This is a genomic window from Paenibacillus sp. P46E (genome assembly GCF_001909095.1).
GTDB classification, from domain to species: domain Bacteria; phylum Bacillota; class Bacilli; order Paenibacillales; family Paenibacillaceae; genus Paenibacillus_AQ; species Paenibacillus_AQ helianthi.
Genome location: NZ_LVYZ01000033.1, coordinates 283,850 through 306,290 on the forward strand (window position 1 = coordinate 283,850; position 22,441 = coordinate 306,290).

Below are 22,441 nucleotides of genomic sequence, written 5' to 3' on the forward strand. Positions count from 1 at the left end.
TACGATGCCCGCCGAGGGTGCTACAGCAACGGCATTTTTGCCGTTGTTTCAGGGCAAACCCGCCGGCGGCGCTACAGCAACGGCGTTTCTGCCGTTGTTGCGGGGCAAACCCGCCGGCGGCGCTACAGCAACGGCATTTCTGCCGTTGTTGCGGGGCAAACCTGTCGGCGGCGCTACAGCAACGGCATTTTTGCCGTTGTTGCGGGGCAAACCCGCCGGCGGCGCTACAGCAACGGCGTTTCTGCCGTTGTTGCGGGGCAAACCCGCCGGCGGCGCTACAGCAACGGCATTTCTGCCGTTGTTGCGGGGCAAACCTGTCGGCGGCGCTAAAACAACGGCATTTCTGCCGTTGTTTTGGGACTTAAACTGTTCTTCACTGAACAGCATAGCCGTTGCGGATTCCAGTTAAGAGTTGCACGGATGGCCTCATTGGACACAGCGCAGAGCTAGTTGGAAAAAGAGAACTTAATTCGTCCTCGCCCACTTCTCAGCAGATACATGTTGGAAAAAGTAGACCTAATTTGCCCAATTTCCGCCCTTTGGGGTGAATTCGCTGAAATTAAGTCTACTTTTTCCTACTATTCTCCCCGCTGAAGGCTTTTCCGTCTGTTTAAGTGAACTAATTCCAACATCCTGCGGTTCCCCACACGCTCCCCCTTTAATTTTCCTAAGCAAGTATAAATGTACAAATCCGTCCATGAGACGGTACATTTCCTATAATAACAATAAGACCCCGTTTCTAAGCAGGCTTATCGCTTGCAAAGAAACGGGGCTGTTCTGCGTTAGGCATCCGCCGTTAACGCGCATTATTTTATTGTGATGGGCTTTATTCATCCTTCATTAATTCATTAATTCATTTATTCATTCATTTATTCCTTCATTCATTCATTAATCCCTCTATTCACTCATTTACTCCCGGCCAGAAAATACTCTACACCCTGCAGCAAATCAGCCGGCAGCTCCTGGAGCTTCAGATAATCCCTCAGCTCCTGCACTACGCGTTCACGGTTGTGCCCGAAAACATCCACAATCCGTGCCAGCCGTTCCCACGGTGCCAGATCGGCACGAAATTCCGCTGTGCTCATTGGTACGCCGTGCGATTCCACAACCCACTGGGCATTATAGCCGTAAGCAAGTCCAAGTAAATTCAGAAAGCCTGTGCTGCTATATTTGCGGGGACCACCGTATACGGAAGGACCCAGGGCATCCCCCAGAAAGAGGACGTTGTCTTCCTTCACGTGAAGAATACAGGAATCTGCGGAATGGTCACCGCCCACATGGCTCAATTCACAGGTGACTCCTCCCAAATCCACATTAATACTCTCCGTAAACACGATATCCGGCTGCACAACCGTTATGTTCCTGTTGTCCCCGTATTCCAGACGAATATGCTGCGCGCTCTCTTCACTGAGGGTTCCGGTTAGAACCAGTTCCTCCAGATCATCATCCGACCAGCCGCGCCCGGCAAGACTACCCAGTACTTCTGCCGTTCCTTTATGAGCAATGACCGGCACTTTCCAGGCGGACATGCCAAAAGAATGGTCCCAATGCCAATGTGTCAGAACGATTAGCTCCGGCTGTCTCATACCGCGCTTGGCCATTTCCTGGCGGAAGAGCTCCGCGTGAGCTGGCGAATTCCCCGCATCCATCAGCAGGGTGCGCCGCTCCCCCGTAATTGCTGCAAGAATGGGCCGGTCGGTCTCATGCTCCGCATGCATGATCAAAATGTGCGGACTGAGTTGCTGAAATTCATGCTCCATGTTTAACTCCCTTTCTGTGTCCACCTTTATGGCAATGACCAGAGATTACTCTGTATCGTATATCTGCTGCATGATTGGGTGATAACAGCTCCCATAACCCTATAACCGGCTCCGCCGCTTGAACCGCATCTCTATTCCCATGTTGCATGAATTCCAAATATTAATCAACTACCCGTTGTTTGTGAATAGTGGTTTTCAGTTTAATAAGAGTTAGCCGATTCATTTAAGCACGCTTCGAGCGGGAGAGGGGGAGGTTCCATGATCAAAATCGGGCTAACGGGCTTTGGGGATCACGAGGAGCTGTACGGCAAAATAAAACCGGCTGAACGGCTGCCTGTCTACAGCGCTCATTTCCCCATCGTGGAAATCGACAGTTCCTTCTATGCAGTGCAGCCGGTCAGGAATTACGCCAAATGGGTAGCACAGACCCCGGATGAATTCCAGTTCATCGTCAAGGCATATCAGGGCATGACCGGACACCTGCGCGGTAAAAAGAATTACTATGATACCTCTGAAGAGATGTATCAGGCTTTTCATACCTCGATAGAGCCTGTACGGTCAGCCGGAAAGCTGGCTATGACTCTTTTTCAATTCCCGCCCTGGTTCGACTGTACCAAAGACAACGTGGAGCTTCTGCGCGAGGCCAAGGAAAGGATGCTGGATGTTCCTTCAGCAATCGAATTCCGCAACGAATCCTGGTACAGCCCTGAAATGCGCGACAACACACTGAGCTTCCTGGAGAAGGAGGGCTGGATTCATACCGTGGCAGATGAGCCGCAGGCGGGGTCCGGTTCGATTCCCATCGTGCCGGTATCCACTACCTCTGATGCAACTTATGTCCGGCTGCATGGGCGCAATATCAGCGGCTGGAATCAGAGCAGCCACCCGGATTGGCGCAAACTTCGCTACCTGTACCGCTACAGTACCGAAGAGCTGACAGAGTGGCGGGACCGGCTGCTGGAACTTGAAAAAACATGCCGCGAGCTGTATGTTGTGTTTAATAATAACTCTGGTGGAGACGCCACTGACAATGCAAAAGAGCTGCAGTCGCTGCTCGGAATCGATGACGGACTGGCTCCGCGCCAGCTGGATTTATTCTGAATTGCCCGGGTGATGCCTGGAGGTCTACATAATCTCTTCCACTCCTTGCTGAAGCACTAAGCCATATACTACAACCTATTTATCCGTTTCATATCTATGAAGGAGGCTACAGGAAATGAAGAGAAACCATACTATGATGCAATTTTTCGAATGGCATGTCGCGGCGGACGGAGAGCACTGGAAGCGGCTGGCCCAAATGGCTCCTGAGCTGAAAGCGATAGGCATTGATTCCGTATGGGTGCCTCCGGTAACCAAGGCCGTCTCCGCTGAGGACACGGGCTATGGCGTATACGACCTCTATGATCTGGGCGAGTTCGATCAAAAAGGGACCGTCCGCACGAAATATGGCACCAAACAGGAACTGATCGACGCTATTGCCGAGTGTCTCAAGAACGGCATTGCCGTGTATGTGGACCTCGTCATGAATCATAAAGCAGGCGCAGATGAAACCGAGGTCTTCGAAGTGATTGAGGTAGATCGGAATGACCGCAATAAGGAGATCTCCGAGCCTTTTGAAATCGAGGGCTGGACCAAGTTCACATTCCCCGGCCGGGGTGACGAGTACTCCTCCTTCAAATGGGATCATAACCATTTCAACGGCACCGACTTCGATGCCAAAGGGAAACGGAGCGGAGTCTTCCGGATCAACGGCGAGAACAAAAGCTGGAATCAGAACGTGGATGACGAGTTTGGCAATTACGATTATCTTATGTTCGCGAACATTGACTACAGCCATGAGGAAGTCAAGAACGAGATGCTGGAGTGGGGCAAATGGCTGGTGGATACGCTGCAGTGCAGTGGTTACCGTCTGGATGCCATCAAACACATCAATCATGAGTTTATAAAAGAATTCGCGGCAGAGATGACCAAGAAGCGCGGAGAGGATTTCTACATTGTAGGGGAATTCTGGAACTCGAATCTCGAAGCCTGCCGGGAATTTCTCAATACGGTTGACTATCAGATAGACCTGTTCGATGTGTCGCTGCATTACAAGCTGCATGCGGCTTCTCTTGGCGGCAGAGACTTTGATCTGACACATATTTTTGACGACACGCTAGTCCAGACGCATCCCGGCAATGCCGTGACCTTCGTGGACAACCATGATTCCCAGCCACATGAAGCACTGGAGTCTTGGGTCGGGGACTGGTTCAAGCAGAGCGCTTATTCCCTCATCCTCCTTCGGCGTGACGGATACCCGGTAGTCTTTTATGGTGATTACTACGGCATCGGCGGGCCTACTCCGGTGGAAGGTAAAAAAGAAGCCATCGATCCCCTGCTGTACGCCCGTTGCCACAAAGCCTACGGCGAGCAGGATGATTACTTCGATCACCCGAACACCATCGGCTGGGTACGCCGGGGCATCGAAGAGGTTGAAGGCTCAGGCTGCGCCGTGGTCATCTCGAACGGAGACAACGGCGAGAAGCGGATGTTCCTCGGTGAAGAGCGGGCTGGAGAAGTGTGGGTCGATTTCACCCATAACCGCGGGGAGTCCGTAACGATCGGTGAAGACGGCTGGGCGGCATTCCCGGTGAACGGCGGAAGTGTCTCCGTGTGGGTGCTGCCGGATGCGGATGAAAAGGAGCCCGCTGCAGAGGCGCAGGGCACCACGGACAGCGGTGCTTCGGACAGCAGTACGGATGACGGTACCACAGACGGCGGGGATACGGACGGAGTTACCACAGACAGCGTTGCTTCTGACAGCAGTGCTACGGATGACGGTACTACAGACAACGGGGATACGGACGGCGAATCCGTCACAAGGGAAAAAGGTAAATGATTCAAAGCAGCTAATTTCCGCTTGGAGAATCATAGGAACACTCCCACCTCAGCGGTGCTGTGCAGCCTGGATAGAAATATGCCCTATCCGCTATGTAAACTGAGGTGTGATACACCCTAATGCGAGCAAGCTGAAGTGGAAAAAGTAAACCTAATTTGCGCTGTCTCATTCCCACGCGAGCTTTACTGGTAAAAGTGCAGCTAGAAGGTACACCTAATACTACTAAATTGCTCCATATGTAGGGAATCCATCGAAATTAGATGGACAAAAGCAAAATCCCACTAGTCCCCACTGCGGATAGAATTTCGACAAATTTAGTTTTACGAATTCCACTTAGCATACATTTTCACCTATGCACACCGTTCGTTAACCAGTCCGCCATGTGAATAACGCGAGCGTTTCTGTACAAACATGCTAATTCCATTCAGGCTTATCACATGCTGGTACACAAAATTTTTTTTTTGAGCCGACTTATAAGTTTGCACCAGGCAAGTTCAGCTAGTCCAACAGTCCAACAAGTCTGGCAAGTCCAGCCCATTTCAACACTGCCGCTCAGCGGCAGGAGTAACTGAGGCTTCAAGCAAATAGGTGACTCCGGCCATGGCCGGGGTCACCTATTTGTGTGATCTCTTATGTTGTCAGGAACCATCCATTAACGGTTGACCGCTGATTTTCCACCTTCGGTCCAAGTGTCCGGTTCCGTATTCAGGATACGCTCAATCGGATAGACTCTCCATACGGCGGTTACAACGGCAGCACTCAAAACCGCCTTGATAAGATCACCGGGGATGAACGGCCACATGCCTGCCGTTAATGCCTTGGAGAGAGAAGTCATGCCCGTAGAGTGGGCCAGCCACCATACACCGCCGGGATACACAAGAAGTGCACCGAACAGGAAATTCACCGCCAGCAGCTTCACAAATGTGTATTTATTCTGCCCGATACGCTGCGCAGACAGGCCGATCAGGAAGGCCACCACCGGCCAGGAGAAGATATAGCCTGCCGTTGGTCCAACCAGGACCGCCAAGCCCCCGCTTCCGCCCAATACGGGAAATCCGGCTGCCGCCAGCCCAATTACAATCAGCACGGCCAAGGTGCCATAGCGTGCACCCAAAATGGAACCGGCCAGCATGACTGCCAGCGTCTGCATGGTGATAGGTACGGCTGAGAAAGGCAGTGATATTCTTAAATAGCTGAGTGCGATCATGACTCCGGCGAATAGCGCACTGAAGATCAGGCCGCGAGTCGTCCATTTTTTCATGAGCAGGATTACCCCCATTTTTTTAGGATCACTATATCATCCCCCACCCGATACATCAATCTTAAAATATTTGCTATAATGGGTAGCAATTATCGACTACAGCAGTTAAGGAAGCAGGCACGACCATGATCAGAGCGGAGCAATTGACCTTGTCTTACCGGGACGGCCAGCGCAGGCTGCCGGTATTGCAGGGGATTTCCATACATATCAAGCGGGGTGAATGGGTGGCCCTAACCGGAGCCAACGGCTGTGGCAAAAGCTCGCTCATCCGCACATTTAACGGTCTGAAGATTCCAACCGGGGGCAGTCTGTCTGCCGCCGGTCTGGATCTGCGTTCACCGGGCAACCGCACAGCTGTCAAGCAGCATATCCAGCTGGTATTTCAGAATCCCGAAGCACAGACGATCGGCTCCACACCGTTTGAGGACATTGCTTTTGGACTGGAAAACCGCGGCTTAAGCCAGGAGTTGATGCTCGCACAGATCGAGAAGGTTCTTCACCAGGTCGGGCTGGCTCATAAAGCAGAGGCCGATGTCTCCACCCTCTCAGGTGGTGAACGGCAACGCCTGGCAGTCGCCTGCTGCCTCGCACTGGAGACGGAAATGATCATTTTTGATGAAGTAACCTCCATGCTCGATCCGGCCGGACGGCGGGACATCCTGGAGCTGGCCCGCAAGCTGTGGGAACAGGGGACGACGGTACTCTGGGTGACCCAGCGGATGGAGGAGCTTGCCGAAAGCCCGCGTGTTGCCGTCATGAGTCAAGGCAAAATGCTGTATGACGGAGACACGCGGACGCTTTTCTATTCAAGCGGGCTGCCGGATGCTCTCGGCTGGCCCTCCGCGCCGGCCGTCCGTATCGGACAGCTGCTACAGGCCAAGGGCTGGCCTCTGCACAGCCTGCCCTTGACCGAGCGGGATTTGGAGGCGGTTCTGTGAGGATTCAGGCGAACCACGTATCCTTCAGCTACGACAGACTCCCTGTCCTCACAGATATTAATCTGGACATACGCGAAGGCACGCTGACTGTTCTATGCGGGGTCACGGGCAGCGGAAAGTCTACACTGCTGCGCCTCTTGTCGGGCCTTGCAGAGCCGGCTTCCGGCACAGTTCTCCTGGACGGCGGCCAGGCTGCTGCCGGGAATGTCTCCATGGTATTCCAGCAGCCGGAGACGCAGCTGTTCGCAGGCAGCGTGCACCAGGAGCTGGAATACGGCCTCGCTCAGCGCGGAGTGCCGGGGCCGCAGCGGCTGGAGCTGATCCGCAGCGCACTTGCCAGAGTCGGACTGCCCTACGATGAATTCGGCGGGCGCTCGCCCTTCCTGCTGAGCGGGGGCGAGAAACGGCGGCTCTGCATCGCCGCCGCTATCGCTTCCCTCCCCGGGCTGCTCGTCCTTGACGAGCCCACAGCCGGTCTGGACCCGCAGGCGGCCGGGTCCCTGCTGGAGATGCTGCACGGGCTTCGCCGCAGCGGCTTAACCCTGGTCATCGGCACTCATGACCTTGACAGCTTCCTGCCCATCGCAGATGAGGCGATTGTAATGTCCCAGGGCGCCGTCCATTATAGCGGGCCGGCTTCTACCCTGTCTGCCGATCCGCTCGTGCTGACCGGCGCAGGGCTGGAGCCCCCCGCCTATTCGCGGCTCGGGCACAGACTCCGGCAGCGCGGCCTGCTGGCCGAGCTGCCGGACGGCCTCGACAGCCTGCTCGCAGCGCTTGCAGAGCTGCCGCTTCCCGCACCGCCGGAGGAAGCCCCTCCGGCTTCGCTGCAGCCCCCCCGCCGGAGCCGGAGCGGCGGGGAGGAATTGCTGCCCGCCAAAGGAAATACGGCGGGCCGGTCTTCCGCTGCCACGGATATACAAACAGCCTCTGCACGGAAGCCGTGGCAGAGGCTGGACCCCCGCGTCAAATGGCTGGGGATGGTGCTGGGCACGCTGGCCGTTCTGGGGATGCAAGCCCTGCTGCCGCTGCTGCTGGCCTCAGGGCTGATTACTGGACTCATGCTCTCTGCCCGCATTCCCTGGCAGAGGACGATCCGCTTCTTCCGTCCGTTCCTGCTGATGTTCCTGTTCCTCTGGCTGCTGTCCGCGCTCACCTGGAGTTCTCCGGATTATAAGCTGGGGCCTGTTGGCCTAAGCCTTGCCGGTATGGAACGGGGCGGACTGAACGTGCTCCGCTTTCTGCTGCTGGTTGCACTCGGTTTCCTGTTCACGGAGACTACCACCGGCGCCCCCTTGCGTGAAGCGCTGGAATGGGGGATTGCCCCGCTCCAAAAGCTGGGCATCCGTACCCGCAACTGGTCGCTGGCGGTGTCCGTCACGCTCCAGTTTGTGCCCTGGATTCTCGATAAGCTGGCCCAGCTGCAGCTGGCGCTGAACTCGCGGGGCCGAAAAGCCCGCGGACTGGCCCGCTATACGCCGCGGCAGGTTGCCCTGCTGATTGTCCCCTTGCTTATTCTGGTCATCGGGATGGGCGATGAGCTGGCTACTGCAGTTGAATCCCGGGGCTATGACCCCGCCAAGGAGCGGACGCCTGCCTACCGGCTGTCCTGGCAGAACCGTGATACACTCGTCATGCTCTGTATCCTGCTGGCAGCCGCTTTGCTGTGGACGGTCTCGCGGTTCAGCTAAGAATATAACTCAGCATGTATTCCATGTGCGGGTCCGGAGTATGTAACAGGGGGTTTTGCCGGGTCCAGACGCCCGGGATGTCCAGCTCCCGGCAGGCGAGCTCGAAGCTGCAGGCCGCAATCCCGATATCGATCCGCTGCATTTCGAACCCCAGCTTGTTGCCGCTGTAATTTGGCGTAGGCAGGTAATAGAAATGCACCTGCTTCCTGTCTTCGGACAGCACGACCCTCCAAGGCTGCTTGTTGGAAGCCGACGGGCCCAGCCGGACCATCTCCAGCGGTGCGGCCAGGCTGCCTGCAGCCTCGCGGGTCAGCTCGCGGCCGAATCCGCCATCCTGGAACAGCTCATTCCAGGGCTTCCTTTGATTCGATTTGGCGATATATCGCATCGTCGATTCCAGCAGACGCTGCTTCTCGCTTGCATAGCCCAGCGGAGAGATACACGGGATAAGTTCTCCCGGCGCAAGCTCAATTTCTCGGGAAAAGGACTTACGGTTAAAGGTGCCCCCCATCCAGCAGGTTCCAAGGCCCAGGCCGGTGGCATGAAGAATCAGCTTATGAAAGATATAGCCGAACTCCAGCAGCGCCGTCTCCCCGTTCTGCACCACACCCACCAGATACGCTTGCGGGTTCTTAATGACCCCGTAAGCTCCAAGCTTAACGCCTGTTGCCTCCGCCACGCCTCCTTTGACTGTGATCCATTCCACAGAAGCCTTTCCGCCCAAAGGTCCGCGCAGATTCTCCTCCTGTGCCAGATATTCCATCACCGCTGCGCGGGCCTCTTCCCGGATCGGTGTCTGCTCATAAGTGCGGACCGATTTGCGTTTGTCCATAATCTCCATGATGGCGGTTCCCATAACTGTATCCTCCTTTTCATATCAAACAGACCTGAATCTTTTGTTTCTTAAAAAAAGATGGCGCCTGCATCGCGCAGGAGCCATCTCTAGTGATGTATATCTATGTTGATTGTTCGTACTCATGAATCCGGCAGAATCAGTATTGCCGATTTCCGCCTAATCGTCCAGGACCTATAGCACATCTGGTGAAGTTTATTTCCGGTCCTTGCCCTCTTCCGTGTAACGCGAGACAAGCCTTACCAGATCAAGTGTCAGGATTGACAGCGTAAGCGCGGCCGGATAGGCCAGATATCTGGGTTCCCACTCCGGATTGAACTTCTCCTTATAGCGGCGCAGCCCGGAAAAACCGTACCAGTGTCCACCCCGTATATAAATCAGATGGGCCAGTTTTTCTTCCCGCAGCGCTCCTGAGTTGTGCCCGACACTGGACAGCGGAGCATTGCCCAGATTAAATCTGCTGCTGCCCTGTTCTTGGGCCCACTCCAACAGACGGACGAACAAATAGTCCATTGTGCCATTTGGCGTTTTCTTCAGGTGACGCATGAGATCGATTGAAACGGTAGTCCCCCCGTCATATCCCGGTGCAATGGAGGCAAAAGCCAGCACAGCACCCTCCTTGGTCCTCAGCAGTGCAATGGGCGCCAGCTGGAGGTACGACGGCTTGAACCAGCCGAGAGAGTAGCCTTTTTCCTTACGGCCGTTCAGCCATTCCTCAGAGATCCGGCGCAGCTCGTCCAGCAACGCCTCGGAATGAGGCGAATCCGCCACCTCGAAAGTATATCCCTCCCGCTCAAAGCGGCTTCTTACACTCCGCAGGTCGGAATTCCTTTTGCCACTCAGTGTGAAGCTGGCCAGCGGCACCATCGCCTCTTCCCCCAGCTTGAAAAAACGGTAGCCCTGCTCATGATAGACCGGCAGAAAGGCCGGAGTGGCCTGATAGAACACCACAGCAAGCCCATATAAATCCGCAGCCTGCCGAAATTCACTAATTCCGTCATTGATCAGGTCCAGCGGGCCCAGCGGATCACCCAATACAACCAGTTTGTCCCGCGCCCGGGAAAAAGCAAGCAGCACCTTGCCGTCTTGGGCCCAGTAAAAGCTCTTATCACCCAGGAACAGCATATGGGTTAAGGGATTCCCGGGATTGGCCTCTAGGAACCGGCTTAATCTGTCCATGTCCTTATCCGCGAACAGCTCATCCACTTTGTGGTTAGGCCGAAGGGTAAACAGCATCGTAAGCAGAACCCAGGAGAGCACCAGCCCGCCTACAGCGGTAACCGCCACGTTACTATGACGCTGCAGCCACTCGGGATCGACACCCCGGGGGAGATGCTTCAGGAAGCCCCGATGCGCATAGCTGCCCAGCCAGTAGTAGAGCAGTGCTATGAAAGTCGTCAGCGCCAGCCACCACAGGGTATTCTGCCGGCTTACCGGCACACTGACCCGGTAGAATCGCGCCCGTGAGATCCACAGGATGAGCGCTACCAGCAGCAGGAACAGAGCCTCCTCATAATCAAAGCCCTTCGTAAAAGTAAATACAGCTCCCACGAACAGCAGCACACTGGTCCAGACATAGGCTCTGCGGATCCGCAGCGAAATTCCGCGTGACAGCAGAATGAGCATGAATCCGATCAGCACGGAGAGATGATGCGATATGCGCATCACCGGCAGCGAGAGCAGATCCTCCGTAAGCTTCAGCCGGTACAGGAGCTCGGGCGTGGCCGCTGACAGCAGCAGAATAAGTCCGCTGACAAGCACCAGCTTGCCAAGCGCCCAGACGCCAAGATCGCTCAGGAACGTATATTGACCCGGCCAGCCCCAGATTTTCTGCCAGCGGTTAAGCGAAGGCTCAATACCCGCTGTACTACGGTCGGGGTCCTTTTTACTCTGAAGTCCAATTTCCAGTGCGGCCAGTCCCAGGCCAATCAGCCAGGGAATCAGATAATAAAACAGTCTGTAAATGACCAGTACGGCCATCGCCTGATCACTCCGGTATCCCAGCTGCGTAAGCCCGAGCAAGGCAATCAGATCGAAAGCGCCGATACCTCCGGGAGCCATGCTGAGTATGCCGGCAATCGCGGCAATTACATAAATACTAAAGACGGTCACGAAATCTACGCTGCCGAGCAGGTGGCTTCCGATCGTCCAGAACGTGATTCCTGCGAACAGCCACTCCAGAAAGGAAGCGCCGACGGAAGCACCTACGGTCAGCCAGGGCGTCCGGCCCTGATCCCGGTTAATCCATCTGGCGAACAACGACGAACGCTGAACAATAATGAAAAACGGCAAATACAGCGCCATGCCCCAGACCGCGAACACCAGCCAGTGATGCTTGTGCAGCAGCGCGGCAGCCGGAAGCAGGCCAATGATATTGCCCCAGGAGAGCAGCGACAGCCCCGTGATCATCAGCGGTGAGAGAAACACGATAGCGGGCGTAAGAACGGCGGCAGGTACACCGCTTTTTTTGTAGAGAAGCGTCCGTAAGCCGACCCCTGCCAGACCCGCAAACCCGATCAGATTATTGAAGGTATTCGCAATCCACGAGTAACGGAAAGTGCTCCAGCCCCCGATATTCAACCGGAAATGGCGCCGGATCAAATAATCATAGCCGCTCATGACCGCAACAGCGAGCAGTGCCACCCCCATCATCTGGGCAATGGCCTCTGCGGGCACACGTTTTAGTTCATGGAGGATCAGTCCCAGATGCACCTGCTTCAGCTCATGCTGTCCCTCCAGATATACAAGAGCTATGATTGCAATCGGTATAAGCGCTCTCACCGCCCTGAGCCGGTAGACCGCTACAATCAGCCTTACGATTTTGAAACGTTCGAGTGTCTGGATCTTGGAGTGCATGTCTTCTCCTGCCTTTACTGCCGGATGATGGGCTTAATAAGCCTCTTGCCCTTTTTCATTTCTCCATTATACCAAGACTATGGATGAAAGGCTCATTTTGGAGTGATTCAAAGGTTAGACTACCCGCAAGCCCCAATACCCTGCACTACAGCGTTAAAAAAATCCATGGCGCGCCAAAAAAAGAGGACCCTCTCACGACAAAGGTTGTCCTCTTTTCAGGTGCTGCTTACGATTCAGTTGCTTACTCGCCTTGACGGAACTACACCCGGATGTCAAATCTTCCTTCGCTGTCTGTAGTGGCTGTCGCAATATCCTGCGCGCTTGCAGGCACAAGCGTTTTGCCGCCTGCCGGTTTCTCCGGCGGAGCCGCATTGCCGCTTGCCGAAGCGGAACTTCCGCTCTGGGACTTCTGGGTAATTTGGGCCTCGATCTGTTTGATCTGCTGCTCCAGCTGCTTGGTCTTCGTCTCCTTGGTCTTCTCATCGTCTTTGCTGGAATTCACCTTTTCCAAATCGGCTTCCAGCTTGGCTTTTTGCTTCTCCAATGCAGCGGTATCAGATGCGCTGGAGGAAGTGTAAGCGGTGGAAGATGCCGATGATACAGATGAAATATTCATGCTTGTCCCTCCCTTCACTTCACCAAGTATAGGCGGTTTATCCGGGAGGAACGTTAAAATGCGCTGAAAGTTTGCTGAAAGGCATCCGGCTTACCAGGAGATGCAATGTTCCATGCATGTAAGCCGAAGACTATATTTTCCCCTGACGGGCCGATACTTCACCCGGGTTGCCGGGCCCAGCACCTTTTTTTCTCCGGTTCACAAGAGTAACACTCATCAGAATAATCACGAGCCCGGCGATGGTATTGGCATAAACCTGTTCATGCAGAAAAATCACACCCCAGACCAGACCGAATACAGGGACCAGAAAAGTTACGCTGACAGTCTTCACGGCGCCAACATTGCGGATCAGTCGGAAATATAACAGATAGGCTATGGAGGTACAGAAGATAGACAGCCCGAGAACCGAATAGACAGCCGGGGCTGACGGCAGATGACGGGGTGCAAAAACAATAGCCAGCGGCAACAGCACCACTGCTGCTCCAAGCTGCTGTCCGGCGGCAAGCGTCAGGGGCTCAAGACCGCGGCCTACCCGGGAGGCATATAACCCGCCGAACCCATAGGAGAGGGCAGCCCCCAGAGAAAAGAAGACGGATAACAGAATCTTGCCCTCCATAGGAACAGGACTCCAGCCGACCAGAACTCCCACTCCAAGCAACCCGATCACAAGGCCTGCCGACTTGGTGAGTCCCGGCTTCTCCTGCTGGATTCCCCAGGCGGCAAGCGCTGTGAATATTGGAGTTGTGGCATTAAGGATGGCTGCCAGAGAGGCGCTCAGATGCAGCTCCGCCAGGCAGATCAGCGTAAAGGGAAGGGCGGCATTGACCGCCCCAAGCAACAGGAACTGCTTGGCGTGCCGCCAGATACCCAATTTCTGACGCTTCAATGCCGCATACAGCAGCAGGACGGCAGCAGCCAGCGTGACACGGAGCTCTGTCGTAAATACCGGTCCCAGCTCAGGCGAAGCGATTCTCATGAACAAAAAGGAAGCGCCCCAGGCAAAAGCCAGCAGCAGCAGAGTGCCAAAATCCTTGCGGCTCACCGGGCACCTCCCGGCTTGCAGAGCAAGAGATAGGACAGTATGGAGCACAAGCCGGCCCCTGCGATGACCATTGCCATCGGCAAGGCGGTTTCACTGCCGCCAAGTCCGACAAGGGGAGCTACACAGCTGCCAAGCAGCAGGGGCAGCAGTCCTAGAAGTGCTGAAGCGCTGCCTGCTGTCTCGCCCTGATCCTGCATGGCCAGGGAGAAGCTGGTTGTTCCGACCATGCCCACACTGGAAACCACGGCGAACAAGCAGATCAGGATGGGCACGAGACCGCCTCCGGACAGAACGGTCAGCAGCAGCAGTACACCGCCTAGCGTGCAGAGCAGCAGGCCGCCCACCAGAAATCTCTGTTCGCCGAATCGTCCGGCCAGTCTGCCGGCGACCTGGCCCGAAAGGATAATGCCCAGTCCATTGACGGCAAAAATCAGGCTGTACATTTGTGGGGATACCCCAAAGATATTCTGCAGAACAAAGGATGAACCGGATATATACGCAAACATGGCGGCAGAGACAAAACCCTGAGAGAGGGCATATCCCATAAATCTTCCATTGCCAAGCAGGACAGCGAACGTACGCAGCGTACCGCGAAGCCCGCTCCTGGAACGCCGCTCTTTGGGCAAGGTTTCTGGAAGCCGCAGCAGAATCGTGGCAAAAAAGATCAGACCGGCGGCAAACAGCACCACGAACACCCCCTGCCATGTGGTCACTCTGAGCAGCTGGCCTCCGATGACCGGGGCCAGGATCGGACCCAGTCCATTGACAATCATCAGCAGGGAAAAGAATTTGGTTAACTCGGAGCCGCTATACAGGTCACGCACCGCCGCGCGCGAGATCACGACTCCTACCGACCCGGCTAACCCCTGGATAAACCGCAGCATCACCAGCAGCCCGATGGAAGGGCTGAACGCACACAGCAAGGAGGAGACTGCATACACCACCATGCCAATGAGCAGTGGGGTGCGCCGGCCATATACGTCGCTCAAAGGTCCGGCTACCAGCTGACCCGAGGCCAGTCCCAGCAAGAAAAAGGTCAGGCTGAGCTGCACCAGCGCAGCTCCGGCGCCAAAATGTGCCCCCAGCGCCGGAAGCGCGGGCAAATACATGTCAATGGACAACGGGCCAATCGCGGAGATAGCCCCCAGAATGACAGCGATCTGCAGCCGCTGCTTCCGTGTCGGCCCATCCGCTTCCAGCACCCTACTATCGAATTTTGTAATCATAAGCAATAACGTCAACCTTTCCGTAGCAATGTAACCTTCATACTACCCATCCCGGATGGATTATTCAATGCAAAAAACCGCCCGCAGGGGCTTTCAAGTGGCTAATACAGTCACTTGGCAGCAGCCCTGCAGGCGGTTATAGGGTCAGACTTGGCGGAAATTACTTTGCTGTTTCAGCCAATCACGGGCACTTTCAGCTTCGGCTGAGCTGAGGCGGTGACCCTGATTACCCCAATGCATGGTTACCTCTGCACCTGCTCCCCGCAGCAGAGATTCGAGTTCTCCGGTTTCCTCCGTGCGGATGATCGGATCATTTGTGCCTGCTCCGATGAACACCGCAACATCCTTCAAGGATGGCAGGTTCACCCCGCGCAGCGGCACCATCGGATGCAGCAGCACAGCGGAGCGGAAGATACTTCCGTAGTGGAACAGCAGGCTGCCGGCGATATTTGCACCGTTGGAGTAACCTACCACCACCAGATTACCGGAATCAAAACCGTACTTAGCCGCTGCCTCATCCAAAAACTGCTTAACCTCATGGGTGCGGAAGATCAGGTCCTCCTCATCGAAGATGCCTTCAGCCAGCCGCCGGAAATAACGCGGCATGCCATTCTCCAGCACATTCCCCCGGATACCCAGTACCGAAGCACCGGGGGCCAGCAGTTCAGCCAGCGGCAGCAGATCCTGTTCATTGCCGCCTGTACCATGGAACAAGACTAATGTCGGCAAGCGATCATCGGTACCTTTGCGGAAGATATGAATCATCCCTGCTTCACCCCGATTTCGCGGATTTCAAAAGGCGTCAGGTTCTCTTCGATCACCGCACGGTGCGGCTCGAACCAGGCGGGAAGCATCAGCTTCTGTCCCAGCGCATCCGGTGCTTCATCACGGGCAAAGCCTGGAGGATCGGTTGCGATCTCGAAAAGAATTCCGCCTTCCTCACGGAAGTAAATAGCGTTGAAGTACTGGCGGTCCTGCACCGGCGTCGGCTGATAGCCATGGCTCTGCACATGACGGCCCCATTCCAGATGCTCGGCATCATCTTTGGCCCGCCATGCGATGTGATGGACCGTTCCCGTGCCTCCTGCTCCGTGCGGAACCGGCGCTGCCTTCAAATCAATGATGTTGCCCAGATCGCCGGTCGATTGGTAGCGGATGTATCCGTCACCTTCAGCGATGCGCTCGAGGCCGAGTGTACGGGACAGGGTATCTGCTGTTTTTTCCGGATCTGTACTGTAGAGAACAGCTCCGCCGAACCCTTTGATGGCATGCTCAGGTGTCACACCGCCAAAGGACCAGGTGCTTGGCGCCCCTTCTTCACGTTCAACAAGTTCAATCCGCAATCCGTCGAAATCAGCAAACGAGAGGTAAGACTCGCCAATCCGGCTCACTTCGGTCACCGGGATCTGATAGGCAGCCAGGCGCTGCTTCCAGAATTCCATGGAGCCTACCGGCACTGCATAAGTGGTTACACCCACCTGACCGCCGCCGATGCGGCCTTTGCGGCCCTCAGACCAGGGGAAGAACGTAATGATTGTGCCAGGCGCACCCTGTTCATTTCCGAAATAGAGGTGATACACCTCGGGAGCATCGAAATTGATGGTTTTTTTCACAAGGCGCAGTCCGAGAATTCCGGCATAGAAATCAGCATTGCGCTGTACGTCTCCAACAAAAGCAGTAATATGGTGAATACCTTGAGTTTGCATAGTCATTATAATTACCTCCTGAAATGTTATGGGTGAGAATGATGTTTCAGCAAAAATCAGTTAAAGAACAGCGCGTCCAGCGAGATCGATCCCGGTCCGGCCAGTGCAACACCCACCGCAACCACCAGCAGCGTCAGAGGGAACTCGATGCCATTCGCTGTGGACCAAAAGCCATTCGGAGCATGCACCTTAACAATGGCGCCCAGCATAGCTGCGGCAATCAGTACGGCAGCGAGCGGTGTCAGCAGCCCGGCTGCGAACAGCAGGCCTCCGACAAGCTCCATCAGTCCGGCCAGCACCGCCATCAGCACCCCAGGCTTAATCCCAATCGACTCCATCCAGCCACCGGTCCCTTTTGGACCATAGCCGCCGAACCAGCCGAACAGCTTCTGTGAACCATGCCCGATAAACGCAATCCCGATAACCAATCTCATCAACAATAAACCTACACTAACCATTTTAAACACGCTCCATTCTCTTTGTTTTAATTATCTTAACGTTAAGATATTAGGTAAAAAAATTTTGGTCTTGCTGTTGTTCCTGACGAACTCTGCTTTCTTATACAATGAGGCTGTTCTCCGCTATTCCCTGGCAAGGCGTATCTGCTGCTGCACCTGTATCAGATGCGTTATGTCTATACGCCTTTGCCAAGTTTCTTCAGCAGCCCGATGGCCTGATCCTTCTCTTCTCCATTCAGACCACCCATCATACTGTGAATGGAATGGACATGACGGGGGAAAATATCATCGAACAATTCGCGTCCCGCATCCGTAATCTCTGCGTAAGTTACGCGCCGGTCGTCGCTGCAGGGAACACGCTTCAGCAATCCCCTCTTCTCCAGCTTATCGATGTTATAAGTAATACTGCCGCTGGTGACAAGGATCTTCTCGCCGATCTGCTGCAATGGAATCCGGGTTCTGTGATACAGCACCTCCAACACCATAAACTCCGCCGAAGCGAGCCCGTGGCTCTTCATATCCTTCACCGCCTGATCCATCAGGCTCTTATACGCCTTAGACAGGACAACGAACAGTTTCAGCGATGCTGCCTGATCTGCAGCTTCTCTATCAGCTGCTATGCTTAATGTCTCCTTGGAATCACTCATCCTTGTTCACCTCCCATCGCTTTTTCTTTCATCTTTAAATTAAACATCTTTAAGTTAAGATAAATATAATCCATTCCAGATCACTTGTCAACACCTTCTGCCAAAAATAAATCACCGCGGTTTGACCTGCCTCTAAAAACGGCGTATCCTTTTCCTTGGAAAAGCCGGCTGAAGCCTTGGTTATTGCCTCGGAGATCAGCTGCTATTGATCCGCTGAACTTATGCTTATAGTAAAGTGACTTATTATAGAAGGAGGCTGGAGGATGGAAGCATTCGATAGACAAGCTCCAGGCCCGCACGGTGAAGCAGGGCTTCTACCTGACGCTCCGCACATCCTGATCGTGACTGCGGTCGCGGCAGAGCGGGATGCGGTCCTGCGCGGCCTGAAGGGCAGCAGCAGGTTCCATGTCATCGCGGCGGGCGCCGGCACCGCCGCCGCAGCGGCAGGCACTGCCGCTGCTCTGGCAGCCGGAAGCTACGGCTGCGTCATCAGCGCCGGGATCGGCGGCGGCTTCCCGGGCCGTGCGCCCGTAGGCTCGCTGGTCGTCGCCAGCGAGATGCTTGACGCGGCCCTCGGCGCTGAGACGCCGGAGGGCTTCCGCAGCGCTGCCGAGCTTGGCTTCGGCAGCGTGTCCGTGCCGGCCGACATCGGCACGGTGCAGACTCTTGCGGCCGCGCTGGCAGCGGCCGGACTTGCGGTAAGCACGGGAATCGTGCTTACCGTGTCGACGGCGACCGGCACCGCCGGGACGGCCGCCGCTCTGGCCGCGCGCCATCCGGAGGCGGCGGCGGAAGCGATGGAAGGCCACGGGGTTGCCGTGGCCGCCCAGCACTTCGGGATCGCGGCGCTGGAGCTGCGCGCGGTCTCGAACCCGGTCGGCCCGCGTGACCGGGCCGCGTGGAAGATCCCTGAAGCGCTCGATGCGCTCGCGGCAGCAGCCGCTATACTACTGGAGGTGCTGTAATGTCAACAGAGCTGAATATAGCTTTTTCCCCTTGTCCTAATGATACTTTCGTATTTCATGCCTGGGCTCATGGCTTAGTTCCGGATGCGCCCAAGCTGAATGTAACGTTTGCCGATATCGATATCACCAACGGATTGGCTGCGGATGGCACCGGACCGGAGGTGCTCAAAATCTCCTACGCTGCGCTCCCCTGGGTGCTGGAGAAGTACAAGCTGCTGCCCTGCGGCGGCGCTCTTGGCCGGGGCTGCGGCCCGCTGGTTCTGACCCGCAAGGGCGCTGGCGCTATCAAGCATACGCGTGAGCTGTCGGGACGCCGTATCGCCGTTCCCAGTGAGCGCTCGACCGCCTATCTGCTGTTCCGGCTATGGGCGGCACAGCAGGTGCCGGGCGGCCCTGCCGAGATCGTAGTCCTGCCCTTCGACGAGATCATGCCTGCGGTACGTGACGGACAGATCGATGCAGGGCTCGTGATTCATGAAGCCCGCTTCACATATCCGTCCTATGGCCTGAACCTGCTGACCGATCTGGGCAGCTGGTGGGAGAGCGATACCGGGCTTCCCATACCGCTTGGTGCAATTATCGCCCGCCGCGACCTGGACCACGAGGCCATTACCGGCTGGATCCGCAGCTCACTGCAGTATGCGTGGGATCACCCCACCGATTCCAGAGAGTATGTGCTGGACCATGCCCAGGAGCTCTCACCGGAGGTCGCCAAGTCGCACATTGATCTTTATGTCAACGAATTCACGATGAACCTCGGAGACGACGGCTACGCCGCAATTTCAGCGCTGCTAAACCGCGCTGCCGCCGAGGGTTTAGTTCCGGCGGTTGACCCCTCGCTGCTGCGGTAGCATACGGACAACATCCCTGCCGGCTCCCGGACCGCGTGTCAACGCTACGGAGCCGGCTTATTTTATAACCTGACGGCTCAAGATTCCCTTTACCCTCTGCCGGCTGTATGACTACTAATCCTATACTGCAAGCCGAGGCTTGGGGAGCTGCCGGTTACAAACGATTTTTATGCTGACAATCTAGCACCCGTATACTTACACTTACACTTACACTTACACTTACCCTTACACTGACACTGACACTGACACTGACACTGACACTTACACGCACACGCACACTCACTCGCACACGTTCGCTGTACTCTAACAATTGTCCGGCATTCACGTCGGGAAATCAGCTTCATTTCTCTCACTGCTGTTTGGCATGGCGTCTTAGACTACTTACAATAGAAGTATTGACCAGCACTTGCGAGGAGGTTTTTGATTATATGATCCCTACCGGCAACAGCAAGCCTAATATTGAACGGTTCCTGGGGTATCAGGACGACTACGACCGCTACCGGCCCGAAGCTCCGCCCATCGTGACCGGACTGCTGACCAATTACCTGGGCCGCAGGCCTTCACGGGTAGCCGATGTAGGCTGCGGAACCGGGCTGTCCACCTTTCTATGGAAGGATGCCGCGGATGCCGTAACCGGAGTGGAGCCTAACCCCGATATGCTTGGCAAAGCGCTGGAGAAGCTGCATCTTCTCGGCAGCGGGTCAGAAGCCCTGTCGTTTGTCCAAGGCTTCTCGAACCAGCTTCCTTTTCCACCCTGCAGCGTAGACATTATCACCTGCTCGCAGTCGTTCCACTGGATGGACCCGGCCAGCACGCTGCAGGAAATCTCCCGCTGTCTATGTCCGGGCGGCGTATTCGCCGCTTATGATTGTGATTGGCCGCTTGCCCTGCAGCCGGATATTGAAGTTCGCTACAATCAGCTGATCGCAGCGGCAGATGATCTGCTGGCCGAGCTACAACCCGCAGCCGAACAGGCGCATAAATGGGACAAAGAAGGCCATTTAGCCAGAATAAAAGCCAGCGGTGCATTTTCTTATGTGCGGGAAATGGTGTTTCATAACATGGAGGACTGCGATGCACAGCGTTATGTCGGACTTACGCTCAGTCAAGGCGGTATCCAAACCGTGCTGAAGCTTGCTCCTGCCGCCCTGGCACAGGATATAGCGGATTTCACAGCAAAGGTGGAGCAATATTTCCAAGGCCGGACACTGCCTGTGCTGATCAGCTACCGGATGAGGATTGGGGTAAAGTAGCCAGTATTTTGCGGCTTTTGCGGGTTTGCGGCTTTTGCGTGTTTTCAGTGTTTTCAGTGTTTTCAGTGTTTTCAGTGTTTTCAGTGTTTTCAGTGTTTGTTTTAGCCATATCCGCTTGTTTGATCTATATTTCCTGCTTAACCTGTACTTCGTGTTTGACCTATACTTTGTGCTTAGCCTATACTTATTGAAGCGAGACGAAGAACGTCCCGGTTGCCCTCCAAGGGGAAGCCTGGGCGTTTTCTATTTTCCAGGGAGAGTGAATCTATTGATATTTGAAGAAGCACATCTGCAATTTATCAAAGGACATTTGGCGGACAGACCTGCGGGAGAACGGCGGGGACGGCTGGAGAGAGGTCATCAGCACGCGGAAACCTTATTCCTGCGGAATGTCTGGTGGCCGCTTCGGGGTAACTTTACAGGGCTTCATCCCGAATATGAGGTGACTGACTGGCGAGGAAGATCCTATTTTGCCGATTTCGCCTGGCTGCCCGGCTATGTGAAGCTGCTCATCGAAATCAAAGGTTATGCGTCACATGTGCGTGATATGGACAGGCAGAAATACTGCAGCGAGCTCAACCGTGAAACGTTTCTATACGCCATGGGCTACCATGTGATTTCTTTTGCCTATGATGATGTGGAACAACGTCCAGAACTCTGCATGACCTTGCTGCGTATGGTTCTAACTAAATACCAACCGTCTGAAGCGCCTATATCACGCGTCCAGCTGATGGAGCAGGAAGTAATCCGGCTGGCTGTTCAACTGGCACGTCCCATCCGTCCCTTGGATGTGGAGGAGCATTTCGATATTACCTACAAAACGGCAATTCGAATACTTCGTAGTCTGACCGATAAAGGCTGGCTGCTCCCCTCCGCGGACGTCGGGCAGCAAAGAATTGTCCGTTACGAGCTGGTACACGGGGTTCTGGAGTACTTTCATTAGTTTTATTTTATAATTTGATTAGCCGCGGACTATAGCCAACGGATGGCACGAGTTTACGGGGGTACGGGCTGCAGTGGTTATGTTTCGAGCAACCTACAAACTATGTACCAGATGGGCTCCTTTATCCGGTTACTTATGCTCTCCAATTGTCAACCTGCCGGTCACGTTCAATCAATGATCAGCAGCGAGTCGCATTGGTCCTTTAGCCAATATTCAATCTCAGAATTAGGTGGAAAAAGGAAAACTAATTTGTACATTTAGTTAGTTTCAGGACGTTTAGGTGGAAAAAGTAAACTTAAATTTCATAATTTTTCTCAAATTCATGATTTCGGGTTGTTTTAAGTGGACTTTTTCCCACTACCTCCCCTTCAAGAGGTGGCCCAGGGCATTTATGTGGAGAAATTCCCACTAAATTAAAAACGAGGAATCTACTGAGCGAAGTTAAAAAAACTAGCCGGGAAAGGGCCGGAGTTTACAATGGGTACGGGGTACGGGGT

20 protein-coding genes are annotated in these 22,441 nt (G+C 55.0%); 9 read left to right on the plus strand and 11 right to left on the minus strand.

Going from position 1 to position 22,441, the window contains the following annotated elements; translation table 11 throughout:
- The first annotated feature begins 4 nt into the window (after window positions 1–4).
- On the plus strand, window positions 5–409 hold the full coding sequence (locus A3849_RS32830; protein ID WP_178382655.1) for a hypothetical protein: 405 nt from the start codon (window positions 5–7) through the stop codon (window positions 407–409).
- Between the two features lie 496 nt (window positions 410–905).
- Here A3849_RS32830 and A3849_RS10795 read toward each other — a convergent pair whose 3' ends face one another.
- Complete coding sequence (locus A3849_RS10795) at window positions 906–1,760, minus strand: MBL fold metallo-hydrolase (RefSeq protein ID WP_083613452.1); 855 nt, start codon at window positions 1,758–1,760, stop codon at window positions 906–908.
- A gap of 258 nt (window positions 1,761–2,018) precedes the next feature.
- On the opposite strand from A3849_RS10795, the gene A3849_RS10800 reads away from it, so the two are divergent.
- Together A3849_RS10800 and A3849_RS10805 are read left to right on the plus strand one after the other, a co-directional pair.
- Window positions 2,019–2,861, plus strand: coding sequence for a DUF72 domain-containing protein (locus A3849_RS10800; RefSeq protein WP_074111392.1), 843 nt, complete (start codon window positions 2,019–2,021; stop codon window positions 2,859–2,861).
- A 115-nt stretch (window positions 2,862–2,976) separates the two neighbouring features.
- A complete protein-coding gene (locus tag A3849_RS10805) occupies window positions 2,977–4,638 on the plus strand; it encodes an alpha-amylase (protein ID WP_083613453.1) in 1,662 nt (553 codons plus the stop codon).
- A gap of 652 nt (window positions 4,639–5,290) precedes the next feature.
- Here the strand turns inward: A3849_RS10805 and A3849_RS10810 are convergent.
- Window positions 5,291–5,899 (minus strand): biotin transporter BioY, encoded by a 609-nt coding sequence (locus tag A3849_RS10810; protein WP_074111393.1) that lies wholly within the window; start codon window positions 5,897–5,899, stop codon window positions 5,291–5,293.
- Window positions 5,900–6,024: 125 nt separating this feature from the next.
- Between A3849_RS10810 and A3849_RS10815 the strand changes: the two genes are divergently transcribed.
- A complete protein-coding gene (locus tag A3849_RS10815; RefSeq protein WP_074111394.1) occupies window positions 6,025–6,837 on the plus strand; it encodes an ATP-binding cassette domain-containing protein in 813 nt (270 codons plus the stop codon).
- Window positions 6,834–8,528: an ATP-binding cassette domain-containing protein gene (locus A3849_RS10820; protein WP_074111395.1), complete on the plus strand. Its 1,695-nt coding sequence runs from the start codon at window positions 6,834–6,836 to the stop codon at window positions 8,526–8,528. The genes A3849_RS10815 and A3849_RS10820 overlap by 4 nt, the downstream gene beginning before the upstream one ends.
- Here A3849_RS10820 and A3849_RS10825 read toward each other — a convergent pair.
- The 9 genes from A3849_RS10825 to A3849_RS10865 all read right to left on the minus strand — a co-directional run bounded on the left by A3849_RS10825 (window position 8,521) and on the right by A3849_RS10865 (window position 17,932).
- Window positions 8,521–9,384, minus strand: a complete 864-nt coding sequence (locus A3849_RS10825) for a nitroreductase family protein (RefSeq protein WP_074111396.1) — start codon at window positions 9,382–9,384, stop codon at window positions 8,521–8,523. The two genes, A3849_RS10820 and A3849_RS10825, sit on opposite strands and share 8 nt — an antisense overlap.
- A 192-nt stretch (window positions 9,385–9,576) precedes the next feature.
- Window positions 9,577–12,237, minus strand: coding sequence for a bifunctional lysylphosphatidylglycerol flippase/synthetase MprF (gene mprF, locus A3849_RS10830; RefSeq protein ID WP_074111397.1), 2,661 nt, complete (start codon window positions 12,235–12,237; stop codon window positions 9,577–9,579).
- A 259-nt stretch (window positions 12,238–12,496) separates the two neighbouring features.
- On the minus strand, window positions 12,497–12,853 hold the full coding sequence (locus tag A3849_RS10835) for a FlxA-like family protein (RefSeq protein WP_074111398.1): 357 nt from the start codon (window positions 12,851–12,853) through the stop codon (window positions 12,497–12,499).
- 130 nt (window positions 12,854–12,983) lie between these two features.
- Entirely contained in the window at window positions 12,984–13,895 is a 912-nt protein-coding gene (locus A3849_RS10840; protein WP_074111399.1) for a DMT family transporter, read from the minus strand.
- Window positions 13,892–15,121, minus strand: a complete 1,230-nt coding sequence (locus A3849_RS10845; RefSeq protein WP_074111400.1) for a multidrug effflux MFS transporter — start codon at window positions 15,119–15,121, stop codon at window positions 13,892–13,894. Before A3849_RS10845 ends, A3849_RS10840 begins: the two co-directional genes overlap by 4 nt.
- A gap of 144 nt (window positions 15,122–15,265) precedes the next feature.
- Window positions 15,266–15,886: an alpha/beta hydrolase gene (locus A3849_RS10850; RefSeq protein WP_074111401.1), complete on the minus strand. Its 621-nt coding sequence runs from the start codon at window positions 15,884–15,886 to the stop codon at window positions 15,266–15,268.
- Window positions 15,883–16,833 carry a ring-cleaving dioxygenase gene (locus tag A3849_RS10855; RefSeq protein ID WP_074111402.1) on the minus strand — a complete coding sequence of 317 codons (951 nt, stop codon included), beginning with the start codon at window positions 16,831–16,833 and terminating at the stop codon, window positions 15,883–15,885. The genes A3849_RS10850 and A3849_RS10855 overlap by 4 nt, the downstream gene beginning before the upstream one ends.
- Before the next feature lie 50 nt (window positions 16,834–16,883).
- Window positions 16,884–17,285, minus strand: coding sequence for a DoxX family protein (locus tag A3849_RS10860; RefSeq protein WP_074087425.1), 402 nt, complete (start codon window positions 17,283–17,285; stop codon window positions 16,884–16,886).
- 176 nt (window positions 17,286–17,461) lie between these two features.
- Complete coding sequence (locus A3849_RS10865; protein ID WP_074103816.1) at window positions 17,462–17,932, minus strand: MarR family winged helix-turn-helix transcriptional regulator; 471 nt, start codon at window positions 17,930–17,932, stop codon at window positions 17,462–17,464.
- 263 nt (window positions 17,933–18,195) lie between these two features.
- Between A3849_RS10865 and A3849_RS10870 the strand changes: the two genes are divergently transcribed.
- From A3849_RS10870 to A3849_RS10885, 4 genes are all read left to right on the plus strand, one after another.
- Complete coding sequence (locus tag A3849_RS10870; protein WP_218619222.1) at window positions 18,196–18,897, plus strand: futalosine hydrolase; 702 nt, start codon at window positions 18,196–18,198, stop codon at window positions 18,895–18,897.
- 11 nt (window positions 18,898–18,908) lie between these two features.
- Window positions 18,909–19,748 (plus strand): 1,4-dihydroxy-6-naphtoate synthase, encoded by an 840-nt coding sequence (locus tag A3849_RS10875; protein ID WP_074111434.1) that lies wholly within the window; start codon window positions 18,909–18,911, stop codon window positions 19,746–19,748.
- 428 nt (window positions 19,749–20,176) lie between these two features.
- The gene (locus A3849_RS10880) at window positions 20,177–21,001 is read left to right on the plus strand and encodes a class I SAM-dependent methyltransferase (RefSeq protein WP_074111403.1); all 825 of its coding nucleotides are present in this window, start codon (window positions 20,177–20,179) and stop codon (window positions 20,999–21,001) included.
- 259 nt (window positions 21,002–21,260) lie between these two features.
- A complete protein-coding gene (locus A3849_RS10885; protein WP_306010698.1) occupies window positions 21,261–21,944 on the plus strand; it encodes a hypothetical protein in 684 nt (227 codons plus the stop codon).
- Window positions 21,945–22,441: the final 497 nt, after the last annotated feature.

What these genes read in the sequence shown, in the direction of transcription:
- A3849_RS10810 (WP_074111393.1), bottom strand. Translation starts at nt 5,899, where the DNA reads ATGAAAAAATGGACGACTCGCGGCCTGATCTTCAGTGCGCTATTCGCC.
- A3849_RS10870 (WP_218619222.1), top strand. Translation starts at nt 18,196, where the DNA reads ATGGAAGCATTCGATAGACAAGCTCCAGGCCCGCACGGTGAAGCAGGG.
- A3849_RS10845 (WP_074111400.1), bottom strand. Translation starts at nt 15,121, where the DNA reads ATGATTACAAAATTCGATAGTAGGGTGCTGGAAGCGGATGGGCCGACA.
- A3849_RS10795 (WP_083613452.1), bottom strand. Translation starts at nt 1,760, where the DNA reads ATGGAGCATGAATTTCAGCAACTCAGTCCGCACATTTTGATCATGCAT.
- A3849_RS10860 (WP_074087425.1), bottom strand. Translation starts at nt 17,285, where the DNA reads ATGGTTAGTGTAGGTTTATTGTTGATGAGATTGGTTATCGGGATTGCG.
- A3849_RS10835 (WP_074111398.1), bottom strand. Translation starts at nt 12,853, where the DNA reads ATGAATATTTCATCTGTATCATCGGCATCTTCCACCGCTTACACTTCC.
- A3849_RS10800 (WP_074111392.1), top strand. Translation starts at nt 2,019, where the DNA reads ATGATCAAAATCGGGCTAACGGGCTTTGGGGATCACGAGGAGCTGTAC.
- A3849_RS10815 (WP_074111394.1), top strand. Translation starts at nt 6,025, where the DNA reads ATGATCAGAGCGGAGCAATTGACCTTGTCTTACCGGGACGGCCAGCGC.
- A3849_RS10805 (WP_083613453.1), top strand. Translation starts at nt 2,977, where the DNA reads ATGAAGAGAAACCATACTATGATGCAATTTTTCGAATGGCATGTCGCG.
- A3849_RS10855 (WP_074111402.1), bottom strand. Translation starts at nt 16,833, where the DNA reads ATGACTATGCAAACTCAAGGTATTCACCATATTACTGCTTTTGTTGGA.
- mprF (WP_074111397.1), bottom strand. Translation starts at nt 12,237, where the DNA reads ATGCACTCCAAGATCCAGACACTCGAACGTTTCAAAATCGTAAGGCTG.
- A3849_RS10865 (WP_074103816.1), bottom strand. Translation starts at nt 17,932, where the DNA reads ATGAGTGATTCCAAGGAGACATTAAGCATAGCAGCTGATAGAGAAGCT.
- A3849_RS32830 (WP_178382655.1), top strand. Translation starts at nt 5, where the DNA reads ATGCCCGCCGAGGGTGCTACAGCAACGGCATTTTTGCCGTTGTTTCAG.
- A3849_RS10825 (WP_074111396.1), bottom strand. Translation starts at nt 9,384, where the DNA reads ATGGGAACCGCCATCATGGAGATTATGGACAAACGCAAATCGGTCCGC.
- A3849_RS10880 (WP_074111403.1), top strand. Translation starts at nt 20,177, where the DNA reads ATGATCCCTACCGGCAACAGCAAGCCTAATATTGAACGGTTCCTGGGG.
- A3849_RS10850 (WP_074111401.1), bottom strand. Translation starts at nt 15,886, where the DNA reads ATGATTCATATCTTCCGCAAAGGTACCGATGATCGCTTGCCGACATTA.